The organism is Massilia sp. SYSU DXS3249, from assembly GCF_053668055.1.
Genome location: NZ_JBSIPX010000017.1, coordinates 84,045 through 105,113, shown reverse-complemented (window position 1 = coordinate 105,113; position 21,069 = coordinate 84,045). Strand labels below are relative to the sequence as shown.

At 66.6% G+C, this 21,069-nt stretch carries 17 protein-coding genes; 6 read left to right on the top strand and 11 right to left on the bottom strand.

Features of this window, described 5'->3' with window-relative positions; genetic code table 11:
- Positions 1-2 precede the first annotated feature (2 nt).
- From ACWCIA_RS18580 to hemC, 3 genes are read right to left on the bottom strand one after another with little or no spacing between them, the layout of a single operon-like run.
- On the bottom strand, positions 3-1,163 hold the full coding sequence (locus ACWCIA_RS18580; RefSeq protein WP_454165642.1) for a uroporphyrinogen-III C-methyltransferase: 1,161 nt from the start codon (positions 1,161-1,163) through the stop codon (positions 3-5).
- Complete coding sequence (locus tag ACWCIA_RS18575) at positions 1,160-1,927, bottom strand: uroporphyrinogen-III synthase (RefSeq protein ID WP_454165640.1); 768 nt, start codon at positions 1,925-1,927, stop codon at positions 1,160-1,162. The genes ACWCIA_RS18580 and ACWCIA_RS18575 overlap by 4 nt, the downstream gene beginning before the upstream one ends.
- Positions 1,920-2,885 carry a hydroxymethylbilane synthase gene (gene hemC, locus ACWCIA_RS18570; protein ID WP_454165638.1) on the bottom strand — a complete coding sequence of 322 codons (966 nt, stop codon included), beginning with the start codon at positions 2,883-2,885 and terminating at the stop codon, positions 1,920-1,922. Before hemC ends, ACWCIA_RS18575 begins: the two co-directional genes overlap by 8 nt.
- A 165-nt stretch (positions 2,886-3,050) precedes the next feature.
- Between hemC and ppc the strand changes: the two genes are divergently transcribed.
- The gene (gene ppc, locus ACWCIA_RS18565) at positions 3,051-5,894 is read left to right on the top strand and encodes a phosphoenolpyruvate carboxylase (RefSeq protein ID WP_454165636.1); all 2,844 of its coding nucleotides are present in this window, start codon (positions 3,051-3,053) and stop codon (positions 5,892-5,894) included.
- Between the two features lie 210 nt (positions 5,895-6,104).
- Here the strand turns inward: ppc and ACWCIA_RS18560 are convergent, their stop codons facing one another.
- Both ACWCIA_RS18560 and rpoD read right to left on the bottom strand, forming a co-directional pair.
- Positions 6,105-8,318: a family 10 glycosylhydrolase gene (locus ACWCIA_RS18560; RefSeq protein ID WP_454165635.1), complete on the bottom strand. Its 2,214-nt coding sequence runs from the start codon at positions 8,316-8,318 to the stop codon at positions 6,105-6,107.
- Between the two features lie 234 nt (positions 8,319-8,552).
- Positions 8,553-11,261 carry an RNA polymerase sigma factor RpoD gene (gene rpoD, locus ACWCIA_RS18555; protein ID WP_454165634.1) on the bottom strand — a complete coding sequence of 903 codons (2,709 nt, stop codon included), beginning with the start codon at positions 11,259-11,261 and terminating at the stop codon, positions 8,553-8,555.
- A gap of 726 nt (positions 11,262-11,987) precedes the next feature.
- Between rpoD and ACWCIA_RS18550 the strand changes: the two genes are divergently transcribed.
- Both ACWCIA_RS18550 and ACWCIA_RS18545 read left to right on the top strand, forming a co-directional pair.
- Positions 11,988-12,446: a ProQ/FINO family protein gene (locus ACWCIA_RS18550; protein ID WP_454165688.1), complete on the top strand. Its 459-nt coding sequence runs from the start codon at positions 11,988-11,990 to the stop codon at positions 12,444-12,446.
- 19 nt (positions 12,447-12,465) lie between these two features.
- Positions 12,466-13,062 carry a 3'-5' exonuclease gene (locus ACWCIA_RS18545; RefSeq protein ID WP_454165633.1) on the top strand — a complete coding sequence of 199 codons (597 nt, stop codon included), beginning with the start codon at positions 12,466-12,468 and terminating at the stop codon, positions 13,060-13,062.
- A gap of 42 nt (positions 13,063-13,104) precedes the next feature.
- On the opposite strand, the gene ACWCIA_RS18540 is transcribed toward ACWCIA_RS18545, so the two are convergent.
- Positions 13,105-13,896: a hypothetical protein gene (locus tag ACWCIA_RS18540; RefSeq protein ID WP_454165632.1), complete on the bottom strand. Its 792-nt coding sequence runs from the start codon at positions 13,894-13,896 to the stop codon at positions 13,105-13,107.
- A 226-nt stretch (positions 13,897-14,122) separates the two neighbouring features.
- Here ACWCIA_RS18540 and ACWCIA_RS18535 point away from each other — a divergent pair, with 226 nt between their 5' ends.
- Positions 14,123-14,830, top strand: coding sequence for a c-type cytochrome (locus ACWCIA_RS18535; RefSeq protein WP_454165631.1), 708 nt, complete (start codon positions 14,123-14,125; stop codon positions 14,828-14,830).
- Positions 14,827-16,095: a c-type cytochrome gene (locus ACWCIA_RS18530; protein WP_454165629.1), complete on the top strand. Its 1,269-nt coding sequence runs from the start codon at positions 14,827-14,829 to the stop codon at positions 16,093-16,095. The genes ACWCIA_RS18535 and ACWCIA_RS18530 overlap by 4 nt, the downstream gene beginning before the upstream one ends.
- A 133-nt stretch (positions 16,096-16,228) precedes the next feature.
- Here ACWCIA_RS18530 and ACWCIA_RS18525 read toward each other — a convergent pair whose 3' ends face one another.
- Together ACWCIA_RS18525 and ACWCIA_RS18520 are read right to left on the bottom strand one after the other, a co-directional pair.
- Complete coding sequence (locus ACWCIA_RS18525; RefSeq protein ID WP_454165628.1) at positions 16,229-17,350, bottom strand: type IV pilus twitching motility protein PilT; 1,122 nt, start codon at positions 17,348-17,350, stop codon at positions 16,229-16,231.
- 97 nt (positions 17,351-17,447) lie between these two features.
- Complete coding sequence (locus tag ACWCIA_RS18520; RefSeq protein ID WP_454165626.1) at positions 17,448-17,921, bottom strand: DMT family transporter; 474 nt, start codon at positions 17,919-17,921, stop codon at positions 17,448-17,450.
- Between the two features lie 209 nt (positions 17,922-18,130).
- On the opposite strand from ACWCIA_RS18520, the gene ACWCIA_RS18515 reads away from it, so the two are divergent.
- Positions 18,131-18,922 (top strand): head GIN domain-containing protein, encoded by a 792-nt coding sequence (locus ACWCIA_RS18515; RefSeq protein WP_454165624.1) that lies wholly within the window; start codon positions 18,131-18,133, stop codon positions 18,920-18,922.
- A gap of 48 nt (positions 18,923-18,970) precedes the next feature.
- Here the strand turns inward: ACWCIA_RS18515 and ACWCIA_RS18510 are convergent, their stop codons facing one another.
- The 3 genes from ACWCIA_RS18510 to purU form a co-directional block, all read right to left on the bottom strand.
- On the bottom strand, positions 18,971-19,444 hold the full coding sequence (locus ACWCIA_RS18510; protein ID WP_454165622.1) for a copper chaperone PCu(A)C: 474 nt from the start codon (positions 19,442-19,444) through the stop codon (positions 18,971-18,973).
- A 38-nt stretch (positions 19,445-19,482) separates the two neighbouring features.
- Positions 19,483-20,025 (bottom strand): YaeQ family protein, encoded by a 543-nt coding sequence (locus ACWCIA_RS18505; protein ID WP_454165621.1) that lies wholly within the window; start codon positions 20,023-20,025, stop codon positions 19,483-19,485.
- A 151-nt stretch (positions 20,026-20,176) separates the two neighbouring features.
- Complete coding sequence (gene purU / locus ACWCIA_RS18500; RefSeq protein ID WP_454165619.1) at positions 20,177-21,049, bottom strand: formyltetrahydrofolate deformylase; 873 nt, start codon at positions 21,047-21,049, stop codon at positions 20,177-20,179.
- Between the last annotated feature and the right edge of the window lie 20 nt (positions 21,050-21,069).

Sequence of the window (21,069 nt, the reverse complement as noted above, 5' to 3'; positions counted from 1 at the left end):
GTTCAAGGCTTCTTGTAATTGCGGACAGCCGCCAGGCTGTCGGCCAGCGTCGGCATCTCGATCGCCAGGTTGTTCGCCCGCACCTGGCGCAGCACCGCCAGCGCCTGCTGGGTGGTGCGCGCACGCGTGTCGAAGTATTTGTCGAGCGTTTCCTGGGCTGCGGCAAGGTCGCCGGCGAAGCTGGTTTCGTCGCGCGAGAGCAGCGCCAGGCGTGCGTTGAGCAGGCGCAACTTCAGGTTTTCGCGCACGAAATAATTCTGCTCGGGCGAGAGCATCAGCGCTTCCGGCGTGTTGACGCTGCGCACGCGGATCAGTTGGCGCACGTCGTCCCACATTTCCGCGCTCCAGTTACGCCAGGTGGCCAGCATGCGCTCGCCGATCCCCAGCGGCGCGGTGTCCGCCTGGGCCTGGCCGCGCTGGGCGCGCACCGGCGCCGCCGGCAGCAGGGGCTTTTCGTCCGACAACAAGGGCAAGGTGTCGACCTGGGCGATGACGCTGTCCAGGCGCAAGGCGACGCCGGCCAGGTCCACCGACGGCATGGCCTTGAGCTTTTCCATGTCGGCGGCGATCGCGCGGCGCACCGAGATGAACTGCGGCTTGTCCGAGCGCGACAGCGAGCGGTCGGCGTTTTGCAGCGCGATCAGGGCGCCCTGCACATTGCCGGCCAATTGCAATTGCTGGCTGGCGGTCGAGAGCACCTGCTCGACTTCCGACAGCGCCCACTCGTCGCGGCTCTTCGACAGGTCCTGGTAGAGCTGTTCGAGCGCCAGCTGCTGGCTCTGGTTCTCGAGCTGGCGGCTTTCCAGCACGCCGACCTTCAGTTGCAGCGCTTTCGATTGCTCGGCAACGTCGCGCGCCAGCGAGGCCGTCTCGGCATTAATCTCGTTGCCCTTCTGCAGGCTGCGCGCCATTTCCTGGCGCAGCGTGTTGATGCGGCTATGGCTCGACCAGGTCTGGGCGGCCAGCAGCACCGCCAGGGCCATCACGGCCAGCGGCAGCGGACGCGTCAGCTGCTCGGACAGGCCGGGGCCCGCCCTGCGCTCGGGTGCGCGCGTGCGATAGTGGTCGGCATCCGGCGCCTTGTGCGCAGGAGGTGGCAAGCCCGGTGGCTGCGAGGGTGGCTGACCTTGGGGCAGCTCTGGATGATTCGGCAGTTCGTTCATTCTTGAGATTGTAACGCGGCAAGCAAACGGTCGTCGCCCGAGCCGGTGAGGGTCACGCGGGCGATTCCCAGATCGGTCGCAGTGGCGGCGATCCGGGCATGAGGCACGATAACGTGCTGGCCCCGCATCTGGCTGACACAGCCGGGGTCGAGTTGGGCCAACAGGGAAAACAGGCCGCGCAGCGCCTCCGAGCTGGTGACGATCCAGTCGTGCGGCGTGGCCAGCAGGCTGCGCAGCCGGGCCGCCAGCTCCGGGGTCAGCCGCGGCACATTGCGGCGGTAGGCCGGCACCACGCTGACCTCGGCGCCGGCCGCGCGGAAACTGTCGGCCATCAGTTCGCGCCCGGACTCGCCGCGCACGATCAGCACCCGCTTGCCGGCCAGGGCCGCCAGGTCGAGGCTTGCTATCAGGTGTTCCGAATCGCTGCGGGTGGGGTCGAGCGGGCCGAGGATGGTGGCGTTGTCTTCACGCAGCCCATGGCGCGCGAGCGCGGCGCGGCTGCCTTCGCCGAGCACGGCCAGCGGCACGGCACGCGGCCATTCAGGCAGCTCGGCCAGGGCAGCGTCGACCGCGTTCGGCGACACGAAGGCGACCAGCGCATAGCGCTCCAGTTCGCCCAATGCCGCGCGCAGCGCCGAGCTATCGTCGAGCGGCGCGATCTCCAGCAGCGGCAGCACGACCGGCGTGCGCCCGATGGCGGCCACGGCGCGCGCCAGGCCCTCGGCCTGGGCCAGCGGGCGGGTGATGACGACGCCGTCAGGCATCGACAGCCGCGTCCTGCTTGCACACAGCCAGGATCGCCTGCGCATCCTGCTGTTCCAATAATGCGGACACCTGCTCGCCCAGCAGCTCCGGCTGCACGGCGGGGCCGCTCAGTTCCGCGTAGGCGCTGCGCTTGCCGTCCGGCGTGGCGACCATCGCGCGCAGGTGCATGCTGTCCCCGTTCACGACCGCGTGCGCGGCCAGCGGGATCTGGCAGCTGCCGCCGAACACCTTCGACACCTTGCGCTCGGCCAGCACGGCCTGCTCGGTCGCGACGTGGTTCAGCGGCGCCAGCAAGGCCTGCAAGTCGGCGCCGTCAGTGCGCGGCCCGCTGGCGATTTCGATTGCCATCGCGCCCTGCCCGGCCGCCGGCAGCGACAGTTCCGGTTCGAGCACGCTGCGGATGCGCTGCGGCAGGCCCAGGCGCTTGAGACCGGCGGCGGCCAGGATGATGGCCGCGTAGTCGCCGCGGTCGAGCTTGCCCAGGCGGGTGTCGAGGTTGCCGCGCAGCGGCTGGATCACCAGGTGCGGATAGCGCGCCGCCACCAGCGCCTGGCGGCGCAGGCTGCTGGTGCCCACCACGGCGCCGGGCGGCAGGTCGGCCAGCGAGGCGTAGTCGTTCGAGACGAAGGCGTCGCGCGGGTCTTCGCGCTCGAGCACGGTTGCCAGTTGGAAGCCTTCCGGCAAGTCCATCGGCACGTCCTTCAGCGAATGCACGGCGAGGTCGGCGCGGCCTTCGGCCATGGCCACCTCGAGTTCCTTCACGAACAGGCCCTTGCCGCCCACCTTGGACAGCGTACGGTCGAGGATCTGGTCGCCACGCGTCGTCATCCCGAGGATGCTGATTTGACACTGTGGATATAATGCGGCGAGACGGTCGCGCACGTGCTCCGCCTGCCACATGGCCAGGCGGCTCTCGCGCGATGCGATAATCAACTTCGACGGCACCTGCTGCGTCATGTCTTTGCTTTCAAAAACGGTTTCATTCACTGTCGTTGCGCCTACCGGCGGCGGCAGACACGGCTCTTGCATAAGATCACAAATTTTAGCATGGGGGCCACCTGCAGAACGTGGTCGATGACCACGCCCATTTGGTGTACCTGACAATCGAGAACTATGGCCGACATGGATAAAATTGCCGTACCGAGCACCATCGCGGGCGCTCCCGCAGACAGTTCCGCTGCCCTCTCCTCTACGCCCGACAAGGACGCGCCGCTGAAAGAAGACATCCGCCTGCTCGGCCGCCTGCTGGGCGACGTGCTGCGCGACCAGGAAGGCGACGCCGTGTTCGACGTCGTCGAGACCATCCGCCAGACCGCGGTGCGCTTCCGGCGCGACGCCGATCCCGAGGCCGGCGAGGAACTGACCACCCTGCTGCACAAGCTGACGCGCAACCAGACCATCTCGGTGGTGCGCGCCTTCTCCTACTTCTCGCACCTGGCCAACATCGCCGAAGACCAGCACCACAACCGCCGCCGCCGCGCCCACCTGCTGGCCGGCTCGCGTCCGCGCGAAGGCAGCGTCGGCTACGCATTGGGCAAGCTGCGCGGCGCCGGGGTCGACCAGAAGACGGTCGAGACCTTCTTCCGCAATGCGCTGATCGCCCCCGTGCTCACCGCCCACCCGACCGAAGTGCAGCGAAAGAGCATCCTCGACGCCGAGCACGACATCGCCCGCCTGCTGGCCGAGCGCGACCTGCCATTGACGCCCAAGGAGCAGGTGCGCAACCTGCAGCTGCTGCATGCCCGCATCGCCACCCTGTGGCAGACGCGCATGCTGCGCTACACCAAGCTGACCGTCGCCGACGAGATCGAAAACGCCCTCTCCTACTACCGCATCACTTTCCTGCGCGAGCTCCCGGCCCTGTACGACGACATCGAGGACGAGATCGGCGCCCAGTACCACGGCGCCCCCGCGCAACTGGGCGACGCCGCCTGGGTGCAGATGGGCAGCTGGATCGGCGGCGACCGCGACGGCAACCCGAACGTCAACGCCGACACCATGCGCCACGCGGTGATGCGCCATGCCACCACCATCCTCGATTTCTACCTCGAGGAAACCCATGCGCTCGGCGCCGAGCTCTCGACCTCGACCCTGATGGTCGACATCACGCCCGCCATGCAGGCGCTGGCCGACCGCTCGACCGACCAGTCCGAGCACCGCGCCGACGAGCCCTACCGGCGCGCCCTGATCGGCATGTACGCCCGGCTGGCCGCCAGCGCGCGCGAACTGGGCGCGACCAACATCCTGCGCAAGGAAGTCGGTCACGCGGCTCCTTACCGCGACGCCGCCGAATTCGCGGCCGACCTGCAGGTGCTGAGCGACTCGCTCACGCTGAACCACGGCGCCATGCTGATCCTGCCGCGCCTGGCGGGCCTGATGCGCGCCGCCCGCATCTTCGGCTTCCACCTCGCCTCGCTCGACATGCGCCAGACCTCGGACGTGCACGAGCGCGTGCTGGCCGAGCTGTTCGAAAAGGCCCAGGTCGAAGCCGACTACGCGGCCCTGTCCGAAGAGGCCAAGGTCAAGCTGCTGCTGGGCGAACTGGCGCAGCCGCGCCTTCTGTATTCGCCCTACCAGGGCTACACCGAGGAGACGCAGTCGGAACTGGCCATCGTGCGCGCCGCGCGCGAGATCCGCGAGCGCTATGGCGTGCGGGCGATCCGCAACTACATCATCTCGCATACCGAGGCGGTGTCGGACCTGCTCGAAGTGCTGCTGCTGCAGAAGGAAGCGGGCCTGCTGCACCCGGCCAAGGGCGTTTCCGACGTGATGGTCATCCCGCTGTTCGAGACCATCCCCGACCTGCAGCGCGCCAGCGCCATCATGGAAGAATGGATGGCGATCCCGCTGGTGAGCCGCCTGATCCACAACCAGGGCCGGCTGCAGGAAGTCATGCTCGGCTACTCGGACTCGAACAAGGACGGCGGCTTCCTCACCTCGAACTGGGAGCTCTACCAGGCCGAACTGAAGCTGGTCGACGTCTTCGAGCGCGCCGGCGTGCGCCTGCGCCTGTTCCACGGCCGCGGCGGCACCGTCGGCCGCGGCGGCGGCCCGAGCTACCAGGCGATCCTGGCGCAGCCGCCGGGCACCGTCAACGGCCAGATCCGCCTGACCGAACAGGGCGAGATCATCGCCTCCAAGTTCTCGAACCCGGAAATCGGCCGCCGCAACCTGGAACTGCTGGTCGCCGCCACGCTGGAGGCCAGCCTGACGCCGCATCCAGCCGAAGGCGACAAGGCTGAGCAACTGGCCTCCTTCGAGGCAGTCATGGCCGAGCTGTCGAACCGCGCCTACGCCGCCTACCGCGACCTGGTCTACGAGACCCCGGGCTTCACCGACTACTTCTTCGCCGCCACGCCGATCGCCGAGATTGCGGAACTGAACCTCGGCTCGCGCCCGGCCTCGCGCAAGAAGACGCGCCGCATCGAAGACCTGCGCGCGATCCCCTGGGGCTTCTCCTGGGGCCAGTGCCGTTTGCTGCTGCCGGGCTGGTACGGTTTCGGGTCGGCGGTGGCCGGCTGGCTGGAAGGTGATGCGGACGGAGCCAGACTGGCAACGCTGCAGCGCATGTTCCGCGAGTGGCCGTTCTTCGCCACCCTGCTCTCGAACATGGACATGGTGCTGGCCAAGACCGACCTGGCGATCGCCTCGCGCTACGCCTCGCTGGTGCCGGACGTCGCCCTGCGCGAGCGCATCTTCAAGCGCATCGCGGCCGAGCATGGAGAGACGCTGCGCCGCCTGGAAGCGATCACCGGCGCCACCGAACGCCTCGAGGGCAACCCGCTGCTGGCCCGCTCGATCCAGAACCGCTTCGCCTACCTGGATCCGCTGAACCACCTGCAGGTCGAGCTGATCCACCGGCACCGGGCGATGTCGCGTGAGCCTGGCGAAATGGATCCGCGCGTGCACCGGGGGATTCACCTGTCGATCAACGGGGTGGCGGCGGGATTGCGGAATACGGGGTGACGAGACGTAGGGTGGGCGCTCCGTGCCCACGCGGAAGGTCGCCTGGTGTTACCGGTGTGTGCACCCTGCGGTGCGCACATCGGACGCATATCCAGATGGTCCACGATACCGTGTCCGTTTTTTCGCGGTGTTTGGCCGCGCATCCACGGTAACGCGACGCCGGCGTTCGCGTGGGCACGGAGCGCCCACCCTACGCGCAGCGTCACCTATTTATTGCGCGCAGCTCCCCAGCGTCTCCCCCTTGCGCAGGAACGCCGGCACCGCTGCCGGCGCCACGCACACGGTGCCGCCGATGGCATTGCCGCTGCCCGGCTTCTGGCACACCGCCACCTTGCCGTCGCCGCAGCGCGCGTCGATCACCGGGACGGTGACGGTCGCCTGCGCCGGACAGCCGTTTGCGCTGATGGCCTGGGCTGTGAAGGCAAAGGTTCCCGGACCGGTCGGTGCGAAGTTGGCGACCGCGCCCGAGGCCGACAGGCCTGCGGCCGGCGTCCACGCGAAGCTGGTGCGGGAATCGACATCGCCGCCATCGCTGGCCTGCAGGGTCAGGCTCTGCGCACCATAACCCAGCACGATGGTGTTGTCCGGCGCGCCGGTCGGCGTCGCATCCTGGCGGCTGAGCGCGATCGCCGGCTGCGGGATGCGGCCCAGCACATTCACGGTTGCCGTGCCGGTCGCGCTCAGCCCCGCCTTGTCGACCGCGGTGAGCGTCACCTGCTGCGCGCCGATGTCGCCACAGCTGAAACTCGCCTTTGAGGCGCTCAGCGATTCGATACCCCAGTTGTCCTGCGAGCCGCCGTCGATGTCGGCCGCCTGCAGGCCCGCCGTGCCGTTGGCCAGCGTCACCGACACGTCGCGCGTGCGCACAACCGGCGCCTCGAAATCGTTGGTGACCAGGTTCGACGGCGCGCTCTCGTTGCTCAGGCGGTTGAGGGCGGTGACGGCATAGTAATAGTACTTGCCCGCCTCGGCCTTCGTGTCGGCAAACGCGGGCGTGGCGGCTTCCGTCACCCCGGCCAGGTTCTCGCCCGCCTCGATGTCGAATTCGCGCACGGGCGAGCGGTAGACGGCGAAGCGGCGCACCTTTTCCATCTCGTCATGCGTATCGACTGCCGGCGCCCAGGACAGCACGACCGCGTTGTCGCCGGCCGAAGCAGCGAGTCCCTGCGGCGCGGCGGGCGCCAGCGCGTCCTTCCACGGCATCGCCGGGACCAGCGCCGGGCGGTGGTAGACGTTCTGCTGCAGGTCGGTGCGGTAGCCCAGCGGATTGGCGGCGAGGAAGGCGTGGCGGAAGTGGACCTGCCCGGCGATGTTCCCCTGCGCGCGGTTGAGCGCGATCTGGTTGGCGACCTGTTTCGGATCAAGCCAGCCGGCGGTGTTCATCTTGTAGTCGGCGATCCCGATGTACATATGGCGGCCGAAGCTGTTCTGGTTCCACCATGGCACCAGCAGCTTGTAGTCGGAGCCCGTCTGCCCGATATACCAGTAGACCTGGGGCGCCAGGTAGTCGACCCAGCCCTGCTGCAGCCACTTGCGGGTGTCGGCGAAGTTGCCGAGGTAGTGCTGGGACGCGCCGGCGGAAGTGGGCGAGCCGATGGCCGGGTCGGTGCTGCTGCGGTAGATGCCCGAAGGCGAGACGCCGAACTTGACCCAGGGCTTGACGGCGCGGATGCGCTCGTTCACGCCGGCGATCAGCAGGTTGATGTTGTCGCGCCGCCAGTCGGCACGGCCCGCCGCGGTGGCCGGGAAGCCGCGTGGGTCGGCCGCATAGGCCGCGTCGTCGTTGATGGTGCCGGCCGGGTAGAAGTAATCGTCGAAATGGATGCCGTCGACGTCGTAGCGGTTGACGATGTCCATAATCACGGTCGTCACGTGCTCGCGCACGGCGGCCAGGCCGGGATTGAGGATGATCACGTTGCCGACGGTGAGCATCCATTCCGGATGGGTGCGCGAGACGTGGTTGGCGGCGTACTGGGCCGTATTGCCGGCGCTGGTGGCGGTGGCGACTGCGCGGTAGGGATTGATCCAGGCGTGGAATTCCATGCCGCGCCGGCGAGACTCGTCGATCGCGAACTGCAGCGGATCCCAGATCGGCGCCGGAGCGCTGCCCTGGTTGTTGGTCAGGTAGTAGGACCACGGCTCCAGCTCGCTCGGGTACATGGCGTCGGACTGGCTGCGCACCTGGAAGAAGGCGGCGTTCATGCCGGTCGCCTTGTTGTGGTCGAGGATGCCGGCCAGGGCGTCGCGCTGCTGCTGGGGCGTGTGGGTGCGGTTCGGCCAATCGAGGCTGAGGTGGGTGCTGATCCAGACGCCGCGCAGCTCGCGCTTGAGGGCGGGTGGGGATGCGGATGTGGCCTGGGCCTGGGCGGCGGTGGATACGACGAATAGCGATGCGATCGCGGCAAGCAGGATGTTCTTTTTCATTGTTGTGTGCGTGAAAATCCGCATACCGACGGCCCGTATGCGTCGTTCTTGATTTCTCCCGTCCCGTCTCTCCAAACGGGGCCGCGGCATTGCCATCTTTTTAAGAGGTTACGCGGGGAAAATTCTTGCTTCCAATGAAATTGCTGTCAAAACCTATAACTGCCGGGAATGGCGATGTAACAAAAAAGCCGCCCGGTCTTGCGACGGGGCGGCTTTCGTAGAGGCTGAAACGGCTTACTTGTCGTGCAGGAAGGTCTTCAGCTTGTCCGAGCGCGACGGCTGGCGCAGCTTGCTCATCGCCTTGGCTTCGATCTGGCGGATACGCTCGCGGGTCACGTCGAACTGCTTGCCCACTTCTTCCAGCGTGTGGTCGTTCGACATCTCGACGCCGTAGCGCATGCGCAGCACTTTTGCTTCGCGCGGGGTCAGCGAGTCCAGCACTTCCTTAATCACGTTGCGCATCGACGCGTGCAGCGCGGCGTCGAGCGGGGCCAGGGTGGTGTTGTCCTCGATGAAGTCGCCCAGCTGCGAATCGCCGTCCTCGCCCATCGGAGTTTCCATCGAAATCGGCTCTTTCGCGATCTTCATGATCTCGCGAACCTTGTTCTCCGGCATTTCCATCTTCTGGGCCAGGGTGGCCAGGTCCGGCTCGCTGCCGGTTTCCTGCATGATCTGGCGCGAGATGCGGTTCATCTTGTTGATCGTCTCGATCATGTGCACCGGCACGCGGATGGTACGGGCCATGTCCGCGATCGAACGCGTGATCGCCTGGCGAATCCACCAGGTCGCGTAGGTCGAGAACTTGTAGCCGCGGCGGTATTCGAACTTGTCCACCGCCTTTAGCAGGCCGATGTTGCCTTCCTGGATCAGGTCGAGGAATTGCAGGCCACGGTTGATGTACTTCTTCGCGATCGAAATCACCAGGCGCAGGTTGGCGACCGTCATTTCGCGCTTCGCGGTACGGGCACGCTTTTCGCCGGCGGCCATCTGCTTGTTGATCTTGCGCAGGTCGGCCAGCGGCAGGGCCACGCGTGCCTGCAGGTCGATCATGCGCTGCTGCAGTTCCTTGATCGCAGGCAGGTTACGGCCCAGCACGGCGCTGTACGGGTAGGCGCAGTCGACTTCGCGGTCGCCCCATTCCAGGTCCGTCTCGTTGCCCGGGAAGACCTTGATGAAGTGGGCGCGCGGCATGCCGCAGCGGTTCACGCAGATGTCGAGCACGGCGCGCTCGATCGAGCGCACTTCGTCCATCTGGCCGCGCAGGGTGTCGCACAGCTTTTCCACGACTTTCGCCGTGAAGCGGATGCCGAGCAGCTCGTTCGAGATGATTTCCTGCGCCTTCATGTAGGCGCTCGAGCCGTAGCCGGTGCTCTTGAAGGCGTGGCCCATGCGGTCGAACTGCTCTTCGATGAGGGCGAACTTTTCCAGCGCGCCCTTTTTTAACTGCGCCAGCTGTTCGGTCGAGTAGCCGGCCGCGCCGCCCGCGGCGTCGCCGTCTTCTTCCTCGACTTCCTCTTCTTCCTCTTCCTCGTCTTCAGAAGAAGAGGCCGCTACGCTCGCCGCCGGTGCCGGCGAGCTGCTCTCGTTATGGTCGACGAAGCCGTCGACGACTTCGTCGATCTTGAGCTCGTCGGCGGCGATCTTGTGCGACAGGCCGATGATTTCCGAGATCGTGGTCGGGCAGGCCGAAATCGCCTGGACCATGTCCTTCAGGCCTTCTTCGATGCGCTTGGCGATCTCGATCTCGCCTTCGCGGGTCAGCAGCGACACCGCGCCCATTTCACGCATGTACATGCGCACCGGGTCGGTGGTACGGCCGAAGTCCGAATCGACGGTCGACAGCGCGGTTGCGGCAGCCGCCTCGACTTCGTCTTCGCTGGTCGGGGTCACGGCATTGTCCGACAGCAGCATCATTTCCGCTTCCGGAGCGCGCTCGTAGACGGCGATGCCCATGTCGTTGAAGGTCGCAATGATGCCTTCGATCGCTTCCGGATCGATGATGTTTTCCGGCAGGTGGTCGTTGATCTCCGCATGGGTCAGGTAGCCGCGCTCCTTGCCCATGTTGATCAGGTTCTTGAACTGGGTACGGCGCTTTTCCAGCTCGACTTCCGAGAAGCCCTGCTCGCTGCCCAGCGACGGCATGCCCTTTGCCTTGCGCTCGCGCGCCTTCGAGACGGCCTTCAGTTCGGCGCGCTCGACGGCGTTCAGCGCCGCAACTTCGTCGTTTTCCGGCGTGAATTCGCTTGGCTTGCGGCCACGGCGGCCCGGCACCTTCACCTGCGGCAGCAGGTAGCCGGTGGTGTCGATCGCGGCCAGCGCGGCGGCGTCGGTGGTCTGGCTGACGGCGCTGCCGGCGGTCTGGATGACGGTCGAAGGGTTGACGGCAGGCTCGACGCGGCGCACGGTGCGGGCGCGCACGACTTTCGGCGCGTCCTCGGCCATGACGGCGGCGGCCGGTGCTTTTGCAGGCGCCGGAGTTGAGGTTGGAGCTGGAGCCGCTGCGGCCGCAGGCGCTTCCTCGGCTGCTTTCAGGGCAGCCAGCTTGGAGCCGCGCTTGCGCACGACCACGGCCGCCGCGGCAGGCGCGGCGACCAGGTAGTCGGTGAACTCGGCCTCGGGTGCGGCTGGGGTTGCGGCCGGCTGAACCGGCTCGGCTGCCGGCGCAGGCGCAGGCGCGGACGCCTCGACCGGCGCCTCGGCCGCCGCTTCGGCTTGCACGGGCTCGACTGCCTCGACCGCCGCCGGCTCGGCAGCGGTCGCGTTGTCGGCCTGGGCCTTCAGGGAAGCCAGGCGCGAACCTCTCTTAACCACCGTCACCTTGGCCGCCGCTTCCGTTTCGAGGAAGTAGGAGGTCGCGGTTTTCGGCACCGCCAGCTGCGCCGCGGCGCTCTTGGCCGGGGCTTTCTTTGCTGTCAGTGTCAGTGTCTTGGCGGTGTTCTTCATGAAAAAACTCTCCTGTCGAGGCGGTGCGCGCCTGCGAGGTCAAAAATTGCGCATGGCCCGCATGGGCCGGGGAACGAATCGGGGAATGGCCCTACTTAAGGGCGGACAGGCCGAAATCAAGCATGCCTTCCCTGCGGCGGCCTCCGGCATGGCCGGGTCCGTTCGTGGCAGGAATTCGAGAGGCAGTAGTTAAGATCGCGCTGTGCATGTCGGAATGAAAAAAAGCCCGTCGGATGAAACGGGCTTGCATCTGTCTCTGGGACTGAAGAGGAGGATTATGCCTCAAAGCAAGAATTGGTGATAATTGAAATATCCCATATGGGATATAAACAAATCGCATATTGATGCTTTTTCGTCCAGCGACGACACTTAGCTCCGTCTGCGTACACGCAAGCCGCACGCAGGGCAAGAGGCGGATCATACACGATTTCGCGATCGGCGGCGCACGGCCCGACCCGGGGCCTGGCGCCGATCGCCGCGCTGACATCCGGTTAGCCGGACACACTCAGCGGAAGTCACACGATAGACCGCGCCACTAGTGCGAGCCAGCATGCTATCCTTCGGATTCCTGTTATTACCATGAAGTCAATGAACACCATCAGTCCTGCCGCCGAGCCTGTCGACGCTACCTCCCCTACCCCAGCCGAAAACCCGAATACCGAGGCAGCGAACGTCGCCGACCTTGCGTCCGACATCGCGCCGGAAAGTGTGCCGGAAAGTGCGCCAATGAGCGCATCGGCTGCCGAGTCGCCCGACGCGCCGGCCGCGCAAGCCCAGCAACAGGCCCAGGCACCATCGGCACGCGCCCTGCTCAAGCAGCTGCAGCAGCAGTTCCCGGCCTTCCGCGACTGCCTGCCGCTGGCCATCGGCATCGACAAGCAGCTGCTTGCGCGCCTGCCCGGCCTCGACCGCAAGACCATGCGCGCCGCGCTCGGCATCCACACCGGTTCGATGCGCTACCTGCGTTCGATGGAAAAGGCCACCGTGCGCTACGACCTCGACGGCGTTGCCGGCGCGGAAGTGACCGACACCCACCGCAGCCACGCGAAGGAACAGCTGCAACTGCGCTTCAAGAAGGAAGCCGAGCGCAAGAAGGCCGAGAAAGCCGCCGCCGCCGAAGCCGAAGCGGCGCGCCAGCGCCAGGAAAAGCTGCAGCAGCTCGCCTCGAAGTTCTCGCGTAACTGAGCGGCACCCAGCGCCGCCGATGAGCATCGCTCCCGACGTAGAATCGCTGCCGCCGTACGAAGGCATCGCCCTGGCCGATGTCGTGCTCGTCAAGTCCGAGCGCGACGCGGCCGCGGCGCTGTCCGCGCTCTCGCAGGCAGACGTGATCGGCTTCGACACCGAATCCAAGCCCACCTTCGCCAAGGGCGAGGAATCGACCGGCCCCCACCTGGTGCAACTGGCCACCGACGACCGCGCCTGGCTGATCCAGGTCGGCCCGCCCCTCAGCGAACACCTGCGCGACATGCTGCGCGCCGTCCTCGAGGCGCCCGGCATCCTGAAAGTCGGCTTCGGCCTGGGCGACGACATCCGCCGCCTGCGCAGCAAGCTCGGCATCGAAACCAACAACGTGATCGACCTGTCGACGGCCCTGCGCCGCGGCGAACGCAACGCCCTCGGCGCCAAGACCGCGGTCGCCCGCTTCTTCGGCCAGCAACTGCAGAAGTCGAAACGCATCACCACCACCAACTGGGCCCAGCCGCGCCTGTCGGAAAAGCAGATCCTCTACGCGGCGGATGACGCGCATGTGGCGCTGCGGGTGTACCGGCATTGGCGGGCGACGGCGGCCGCGAAGTAAACGTCCGGCAGGACGCCTGCCCTGCTGCCGCGCCCGCCTTCTTCAGATCTTCACCTCGGCGCTGAACGACACGGGCGCGCCTGAGGAGGTGCTCATCGACCCCTGGAAGCTGTAAACGCCGTTGCCCGACGTGCTGACGCGTACGCTGCCTGTGCTGATTTGTATGGATTGCTGCCCGAAGGCCGATACAAACGCCTGCGACCAAAGTTCCACCTGAATGCTGCTGTCGGGGTTTTGCAGGAACCCGGCGCTGTCCCGGACGACAAATTCGCCGGTGCGCACCGCAAGTGGAAATACATTGGGGTACACGGGCAAGGTCAACCTGATTTCGGCGTGGCTTCCCTGGTAGGGGGCGGCGATCATGACACTGGCTGCCGTCACTGCCGCATTGCCTGCAGTTGACATATAGACCTTGCCTGCGCAAACATCTTGCGTCGCCTGTAGCGGGGGCAATGATGGCAGTGCCAGCGACACCGTTCCCGATTCAAATGCGGTGGCGCGCGAGTAGCGCCGCAACTCCTCGCCTGCGCTTGCCCCCCTGCGCCCCAGCAGCATGCCTTCGCCCGCCGGCTGCATCACAAAGGGCGTACCGCCCGGGCCGAGCAGGACGCCGTCCTCGAACCGCAGTTGGGTCGTTGAACGGTCACACTGCTTGAGTACGATATCGTTCCCGGTCTGTGTGAAAAGAACAGGAAAGTTGCGCTGCCCTGTAATGCTCAGATCGACCGGAAACCAGATTCCCTGCAAATCCGGCGGCGGCTCGTTTCCATTTCCGCCGCCGCAAGCTGCAAGCAGCAGCAGCGGGGTGAGCAGTGCGATAGTCCTGGCGTGCATTGAGGCCTTGATGAGTGAGAGTGAAGGTAGCGCGACTTTTCTTATCAAATCGACGCCAATATTTTACAAAAAGAAATTGGCGAAATTTTCACTTTTTGTCACCGCGGCCGGTGCGTCAGGAAAACCGTGTCGACGATACATGAACAGTGAGCGCTCAAGGCCGGCCTGAGGATCCTGCATTCACGGATGCGTTATCATTCCGACAGTTGACACCTTGGAAATCCGTATGCCGCTGCCCACACCGCTACGCCTGGTTCTACCCCTGCTTGCCTGCGCCACCCTGCCGGCCATGGCACAGCAGCGCGTACCCGATACCCTCGAACAGCGCCTCGCGCCCTGCATCGCCTGCCATGCGCCGAAGGCGGGCGCGGGCACCCGCGTCGGCGGCGTGTATTTCCCGCGCATCGCGGGCAAGCCTGGCGGCTACCTGTACAACCAGCTGGTCAACTTCCGCGAGGGCCGGCGCGGCTATCCCTTGATGACCTGGATGGTCAACCACCTGCCCGATCCCTACCTGCTCGAGATGGCCGAGTATTTCGCGGCCCAGCATCCGCCGGTTCCGGCGCCGGCGCCCTCGACTGCACCTGCCGCCGTGCTGGCGCGCGGCGAGCAGCTGGTGCGGCGCGGCGACGAGGGCTTGAAGGTGCCGGCCTGCGTGTCCTGCCACGGGCAGCAGCTGGCGGGCGTAGCGCCCGCCATTCCGGGCCTCCTCAACCTGCCGCGCGACTACGTCAACGCCCAGTTCGGCGCCTGGCGCAACAAGGTACGCCGGGCCCATGCGCCCGACTGCATGGCCACCATCGCCGAGCGCCTGGCGCCGGGCGACGTGGCCGCCATTTCCGCCTGGCTGGCGGCGCAACCGACGCCGCCGGATGCGCGTCCGGCGGCACGCCTGACCGAACCCTTGCCCATGCCTTGCGGGAGCGCGCCATGAAGCGCCGTCTCGGTGTCGTACTGCTCGCCATCCTCGCCGTGCTGGCGGTGGCGGCCGCGGTCGCCTGGCCGCGCGAGGAGTTCATCGCCTCGCGCTCGCCCGCCGACTTTGCGCCCACTGAAGCCAACATCGCGCGCGGCGCCTACCTGGCCCGTGCCGGCGACTGCATGGCCTGCCATACCGCGCGCGGCGGCGTGCCCTATGCCGGCGGACGCGCCCTCGACACGCCTTTCGGGCGCCTGCATGCGCCCAACATCACGCCCGAGCCGACCACCGGCATCGGCCTGTGGAGCGCCGACGATTTCTGGCGCGCCCTGCACAACGGCAAGTCGCGCGACGGCCGCCTGCTCTACCCGGCCTTCCCGTACACGAACTACACGAAGGTCACGCGCGCCGATTCGGACGCGCTGTTCGCCTACCTGCGCAGCCTGCCGCCGGTGCGCCAGCCCAGCCTGCCGCACGGCCTGCGCTTCCCCTACAACCAGCAGCTGACCCTGGCCGGCTGGCGCCTGCTCTACTTCAAGCCGGGCGTGCAGGCGGCGGATCCGTCGCGCGACGCCGCCTGGAACCGCGGCGCCTACCTGGTCGAGGGCCTGGGGCACTGCAGCGCCTGCCACAGCACGCGCAACCAGTTCGGCGCGACCGAAGACACGCTCGGCGGCGGCCTGATCGCCACCCTGGGCTGGTACGCGCCCGCGCTGACCTCGAATGCGGAAGCGGGCCTCGGCAGCTGGAGCGAAGCGCACATCGTGCAATTGCTGGGGACGGGCGTGGCGCCGGGCGCCAGCGTGACCGGGCCGATGGCCGAGGTGGTGGCGCAGAGCCTGCAGCACATGACGAAGGACGATTTGACGGCGATGGCGCGCTACCTGAAGTCGCTTCCAGGCAGCTCGACGCCGGTGCGCGAAGCCGCGCCGATGCCGCCGGAACCGGTCATGCAGGCGGGTGCGAAGCTCTACGGCCAGCACTGCGCCGCCTGCCATGGCGAGCGCGGCGAGGGCAAGGGTCCCTACCCTGCATTGGCCGGCAACCGCGCCCTGACCATGGGCGAACCGGTGAACGCGATCCGCGTGGTGCTCAACGGCGGCTTCCCGCCGGGGACGGCCGGCAATCCGCGCCCTTACGGCATGCCGCCCTTCAGCCACCTGCTCGACGACGGCCAGGTGTCGAACCTGGTGACCTACCTGCGCGCCAGCTGGGGCAACGGGGCCGGTCCGGTGTCGAGTGCGCAGGTGAACCGTTATCGGAATGTGCCGCTGGACTGACCCGTAGGGTTCACGACGGCACGTCAACGCGTGGGGTCGGGACCCCACCCTACGCCTGGCGCGATATGTAGGGTGGAGTCCCGACTCCACGCGTCAACCAGCAGGAGAGACTTCGCAAAGTCTCCCCCTGAGTTCAAACCAGCTCGGCGAATCCCACGCGGTCGGTGGTCGCCGCGCGTGCATCCTCGACGCTGATCTTGTGACCGGCCAGCAGCCCCTCGAGCGAGGAGTTCATCGTATGGCAACCGGGGTCGCGGCCGCTGTTCATGTGGGTGCGCAGCGCGCCCAGGTCGCCCGATTCGATCAGGCGCGCCACCGCCGGGCTCGGGGTCAGGCATTCGGTGGCCAGGTGGTAGCGGTTGCCCTCGCTCGACGGCAGCAGCGCCTGGCACAGGACGCCGCGCAGCGCGTGCGCCAGGGCCTGCGATTGCGCGTCCGAATTGCCGAGCAGGCGCAGCATCTTCTGCAGTCCCATTTCGGTCGAGCGCGCATGAAGAGTAGCCAGCACGAGAGGGCCCGATTCGGCCAGGGCCAGCGCTTCCTGCGCCGTCTGCGCATCGCGGATTTCGCCGATGACGATCACGTCCGGGCGCTCGCGCAGCGCGTCGAGGGCGCCCAGGTAATAGCTTTCGACGTCGCCGTCGATGCCCACTTCGCGCTGGGTGATGATGCACTTGCGCTGCGGGATCAGAGTCTCGACTGGGTCTTCGATGGTGATGATGTGGCCCGAGCGGCGCTTGTTGATCTCGTCGAGCATCGAGGCGATGGTGGTCGACTTGCCCTGGCAGGTGTCACCAATGATCAGCACCAGGCCGCTGGTCAGGCGCGCGAATTCCTGCGCGTCGGCGCCGAGGCCGAGGTTTTCCAGCGGCAGCGGCTCCTTCGGGAAGCGGCGGATCACGCAGCCGAGGCGCTTCTTGCCCTGGAAGGTGAAGCAGTTGGCGCGGATGCGCGCGGTGTGCAGGTCGATCGAGCGGTCGAAGGCGCGGTCGGCGATGCGCTCGGCCCAGTTCGGTTCGATGACTTCGAAAAATTCTTCCAGCTCCTCGCGCGTGATCGGCGAGTCGGTGACCGCGACCAGGCCTTTCGGCTGGCGCAGCATCAGCGGGCTGTTCTGGTGGATGATGATGTCGGAGAACACCAGGCGCGAGTTCAGCAGGTGCAGGATCTGCTCGACCAGGGTGCCGAAGACCGGGTGGTCTTCGTTTTCGACATACGACAGCGTGGGGATTTGCGAGGACTGGTGGAATTCCATCGGGCGTGGCGCTCTTCTAATCAGGGTGTCGTTCAGACAATACCGACCATTATAGAACCATGCCCGCCAGAAATTGCAGGTGCAACCGAGAAATTATTTAGCGTTCCAACGCCGCAACAATCTTGTCGCCGAACAGGGTCAGGCAGACACCCGCCACGACCACCAGGGCGCCGGCCATGCGCACGGCCGACACCTTGCGCACCGCCATGTGCACCAAGCCGAAGTTATCGATCGCCATCGACATGATGAGCTGGCCGGCAATCACCAGCACCACCAGGTTGAGCAGGCCGATGCGCGGCGCCAGGAACACGGTGCCGAACACGAAGGCCGCGCCGAGCACGCCGCCGCTCAGCTTCCACAGCGGCTGCTGGGCCAGGGCGCCGACCGCCTCGCCGACGCCGCCGCGCGCGAAGGCCGCGATGCCGAGCACGAGCGTGCCGACGCTGAACGAAATCAGGGCCGCCACCACCGAGTTGGCGTGCAGGGCGCCGGCGAGCTGGCTATTTACCGCCGCCTGCACCGAAATGAAAATACCGACACAAAAGGCCAGGAGAAACAGGGCCGCATTCATACATCATCCTTACCGGGACTGCCGGAAACAAAAGGGCAAGATTGTAGTGGAAGTGGGCCGATGGCGCTTGCCCGGTGCACCGTTCCGGGGCGGCGCCGTCCCGCCGGGCTGCATTCTGGTCGCGCGTGCGTGCATTCTGTCGCAAAACCGTGTCCTGCCAGAACAGCCGGCGCTACAGTCCACACATCGATCACCGTGAGGACAACATCATGAACAAAACGCTCTCCAGCCGCATCTCCATCATCGCCCGCCGCACCCTGCTCGCCGCCTGCATCGCCGGCAGCCTGGCCGCCGCCACGCATACCGTCGCCGCGCCCTGGTCCTGGGGCAACGGCGAGCAGGTGCAAGGCAGCGGCCGCGTCGTCAAGCAGGCGCGCCAGGTCGGCAATTTCAACGGCTTGTCGCTGTCCGTGCCGGGCCACGTCGAACTGCGTATCGGCAGCACCGAGAGCGTCACCATCGAAGCCGACGACAACCTGCTGCCGCTGCTGGAGACCGTGGTCGAAGACGGCACGCTGGAGATTCGCCCGGCGCGCCGCAACCTGAACTTCCGTTCGAAGTCGATCCGCGTGGTGGTGCAGGCGCGCTCGATCGAGCACCTGGCGGTCGGCGGCTCGGGCAGCATCGACGCCGACACGCTGCGCACTCCGCGCCTGAAAGTCGCCATCGGCGGCTCCGGCTCGATCAACCTGCAAGGCGTGCAAAGCGACGCGCTGTCGGTGTCCGTGGGCGGCAGCGGCGACGTGAAAGCCGCCTCCGGCACGGCCGGCAAACTGTCGGTCTCGATCGGTGGCTCGGGCGACGTCGACCTCGGCCGCGTGCAGGCCGACAGCGCCAAGGTGTCGATCGCCGGCTCCGGCGACGCGACCGTCTGGCCGCGCAGCGAGCTGTCGGTGTCCGTCGCCGGCTCGGGCGACGTGCATTATTACGGCGACCCGCGCGTCAGCAAGTCGAGCGTCGGTTCGGGCGACGTGCGCCGTCTGGGCGGCGCGCCGCAATAAGCGGATTGATGTGTTGCGGTGGGGGCGCCTCCACCGCAAGGCCTCTTCTCAATGCCCGTGGTGCCCCGCCGCGTGCGTCGCTTTCGGCGCAACATAGGTCAGCGGCCGCACCTGCGCCTCGACCGTCACGCTGCTGCGCTTCTTCGCGCCGTCCTGGACGACCAGGGTCACCGGCACCGTCTCCCCTTCCTTCAACTGGCGCTTCAGGTCGAAGAACATCACGTGGTAGCCGCCCGAGGCCAGGTTGACCGCTTGGCCGGCCGGGAGGTCGATGCCGTCGACCTGGCGCATGCGCATCGTGTTGTTTTCCATTGCCATCTCATGCAGCTCGGCGCGGCCGGCGGCCGGCGTGCTGACGCCGACCAGGCGCACGTTTGCAGCCGATTGCACGCGCATGAAGGCGCCCGCACTCTTTTGCTGGGGCACGGTCGCGCGCACCCAGGGGTCGGTCACGGTCACTTGCGCCAGGGCGCTGGTGGAGAACAGGCCGGCGGCCAGCAGGGCGAGGAAGGAACGGGTCATGGCGGACTCAGGAAGAATGAATAAAGGGATTATAGGCTTCAGGCAGCGGCCTTCAAGGTCTCGCGCTCGACCAGCACCGTGTCGACGCTGTCGGTCAGCCAGATCTGCGCGTCCTGGATCGTGCACTGCAGCTGCATCGAGCGCTTGGCCAGCTTTTCCAGCCCGGCGCTGGCCTCGGCCGGAATGTTGATGACGGTGAGGTTGCGCGCACGGTCGACCTTGTTGGCGATGCCCTTCCACCAGATGTGGCTCGTCGCGCTGTAGCTGTAGACGATCACGTGCTCGGCGCGGCCGCAGGCTTTCAGGAGGCGCTTCTCGTCCGGCTGGCCGATCTCGATCCAGGTGTGGATGGCGCCGGTCAGGTCCTTCTGCCACAGGTCGGGCTCGTCGGTATCGAACAGGCCCTTGGTAAAAGCCAGCGATTCGCTCGCGTGCAGCGCAAAGGCGAGCACGCGGACCATCACGCGCTCGTCGGTTTCCGACGGATGGCGGGCGATGGTCAGGCCGTGCTCCGCGTAATAGTTGCGGTCCATGTCCGCGATCTGCAGGTCTGCTTTATAAATCGTTGCTTTTAGCGCCATTAATACCAAGTTCCTTGTTACCTTATCAGGACCTCGAGAAACCGTAGCGAGCGGCAGGCCTGGTGGTCGAGAAGCGCAGCTGTACGAGTAGTACAGCGAGCATCGCAGACCGCCAGGACAACGCGCAGTAGGTTTATCGAGGTTCCTCCAATTATTTAAAGACGACCGTGCGGTCGCCGTTCTGCAAAATGCGGTGTTCCACGAACCACTTGACCGCGCGCGCCAGCACCACGCATTCGACGTCGCGTCCGATCGCGGTCAGTTCCTCGGCCGTCATCGCATGGTCGACCCGCTCGACGTCCTGCTCGATGATCGGGCCTTCGTCGAGGTCGCCCGTGACGAAGTGCGCGGTGGCGCCGATCAGCTTGACGCCGCGCTGGTGGGCCTGCGCATACGGCCGCGCGCCCTTGAAGCTCGGCAGGAAGGAATGATGGATGTTGATCGCCCTTCCCTTCAAGGCCTCGCACAAGCCGGGCGACAGGATCTGCATGTAGCGCGCCAGCACCACCAGGTCGATCTGGTGCGTATCGAGCAGCTCCACCATGCGCGCTTCCTGCGCCAGCTTGGCCGACTCGCTCGCACCCGAGGCCAGGGGCAAGTGGTGAAACGGGATATTGTAACTTGCCGCGAGCTGGTAGAAGTCCATATGGTTCGAGACGATCGCCGGAATCTCGACCGGCAGCAGGCCGCTCTTGTAGCGGAACAGCAGGTCGTTCAGGCAATGGCCGATCTTCGAGACCATGATCAGCACGCGCGGCTTGGCATGGGCGTCGTGCAGCTGGCCGCGCATGCCGCTTTGCTCGCACAGGGCGGCAAAGGCCCCGCGCAGGTCGCCGTCCAGCACGCTCGCGTCCTCCAGCGCGAAGTGCACGCGCATGAAGAACAGGTGCGACTCCGGGTCGCCGAACTGGGCCGAATCGATGATGTTGCAGCCGTGCTCGGCCAGGAAACCGGCAACGCGCAGCACGATGCCGCGCTGGTCCGTGCAGGACAGGGTCAGGATGTACTCGGGATACGTCGTCATGGCTGCGTGCTCGTTAGGCT

What these genes read in the sequence shown, in the direction of transcription:
- ACWCIA_RS18525 (WP_454165628.1), bottom strand. Translation starts at nt 17,350, where the DNA reads ATGGAATTCCACCAGTCCTCGCAAATCCCCACGCTGTCGTATGTCGAA.
- ACWCIA_RS18550 (WP_454165688.1), top strand. Translation starts at nt 11,988, where the DNA reads ATGAGCGCATCGGCTGCCGAGTCGCCCGACGCGCCGGCCGCGCAAGCC.
- ACWCIA_RS18545 (WP_454165633.1), top strand. Translation starts at nt 12,466, where the DNA reads ATGAGCATCGCTCCCGACGTAGAATCGCTGCCGCCGTACGAAGGCATC.
- ACWCIA_RS18580 (WP_454165642.1), bottom strand. Translation starts at nt 1,163, where the DNA reads ATGAACGAACTGCCGAATCATCCAGAGCTGCCCCAAGGTCAGCCACCC.
- ACWCIA_RS18515 (WP_454165624.1), top strand. Translation starts at nt 18,131, where the DNA reads ATGAACAAAACGCTCTCCAGCCGCATCTCCATCATCGCCCGCCGCACC.
- ACWCIA_RS18505 (WP_454165621.1), bottom strand. Translation starts at nt 20,025, where the DNA reads ATGGCGCTAAAAGCAACGATTTATAAAGCAGACCTGCAGATCGCGGAC.
- ACWCIA_RS18575 (WP_454165640.1), bottom strand. Translation starts at nt 1,927, where the DNA reads ATGCCTGACGGCGTCGTCATCACCCGCCCGCTGGCCCAGGCCGAGGGC.
- ACWCIA_RS18540 (WP_454165632.1), bottom strand. Translation starts at nt 13,896, where the DNA reads ATGCACGCCAGGACTATCGCACTGCTCACCCCGCTGCTGCTGCTTGCA.
- ACWCIA_RS18535 (WP_454165631.1), top strand. Translation starts at nt 14,123, where the DNA reads ATGCCGCTGCCCACACCGCTACGCCTGGTTCTACCCCTGCTTGCCTGC.
- ppc (WP_454165636.1), top strand. Translation starts at nt 3,051, where the DNA reads ATGGATAAAATTGCCGTACCGAGCACCATCGCGGGCGCTCCCGCAGAC.
- hemC (WP_454165638.1), bottom strand. Translation starts at nt 2,885, where the DNA reads ATGACGCAGCAGGTGCCGTCGAAGTTGATTATCGCATCGCGCGAGAGC.
- ACWCIA_RS18510 (WP_454165622.1), bottom strand. Translation starts at nt 19,444, where the DNA reads ATGACCCGTTCCTTCCTCGCCCTGCTGGCCGCCGGCCTGTTCTCCACC.
- ACWCIA_RS18560 (WP_454165635.1), bottom strand. Translation starts at nt 8,318, where the DNA reads ATGAAAAAGAACATCCTGCTTGCCGCGATCGCATCGCTATTCGTCGTA.
- purU (WP_454165619.1), bottom strand. Translation starts at nt 21,049, where the DNA reads ATGACGACGTATCCCGAGTACATCCTGACCCTGTCCTGCACGGACCAG.
- rpoD (WP_454165634.1), bottom strand. Translation starts at nt 11,261, where the DNA reads ATGAAGAACACCGCCAAGACACTGACACTGACAGCAAAGAAAGCCCCG.
- ACWCIA_RS18530 (WP_454165629.1), top strand. Translation starts at nt 14,827, where the DNA reads ATGAAGCGCCGTCTCGGTGTCGTACTGCTCGCCATCCTCGCCGTGCTG.
- ACWCIA_RS18520 (WP_454165626.1), bottom strand. Translation starts at nt 17,921, where the DNA reads ATGAATGCGGCCCTGTTTCTCCTGGCCTTTTGTGTCGGTATTTTCATT.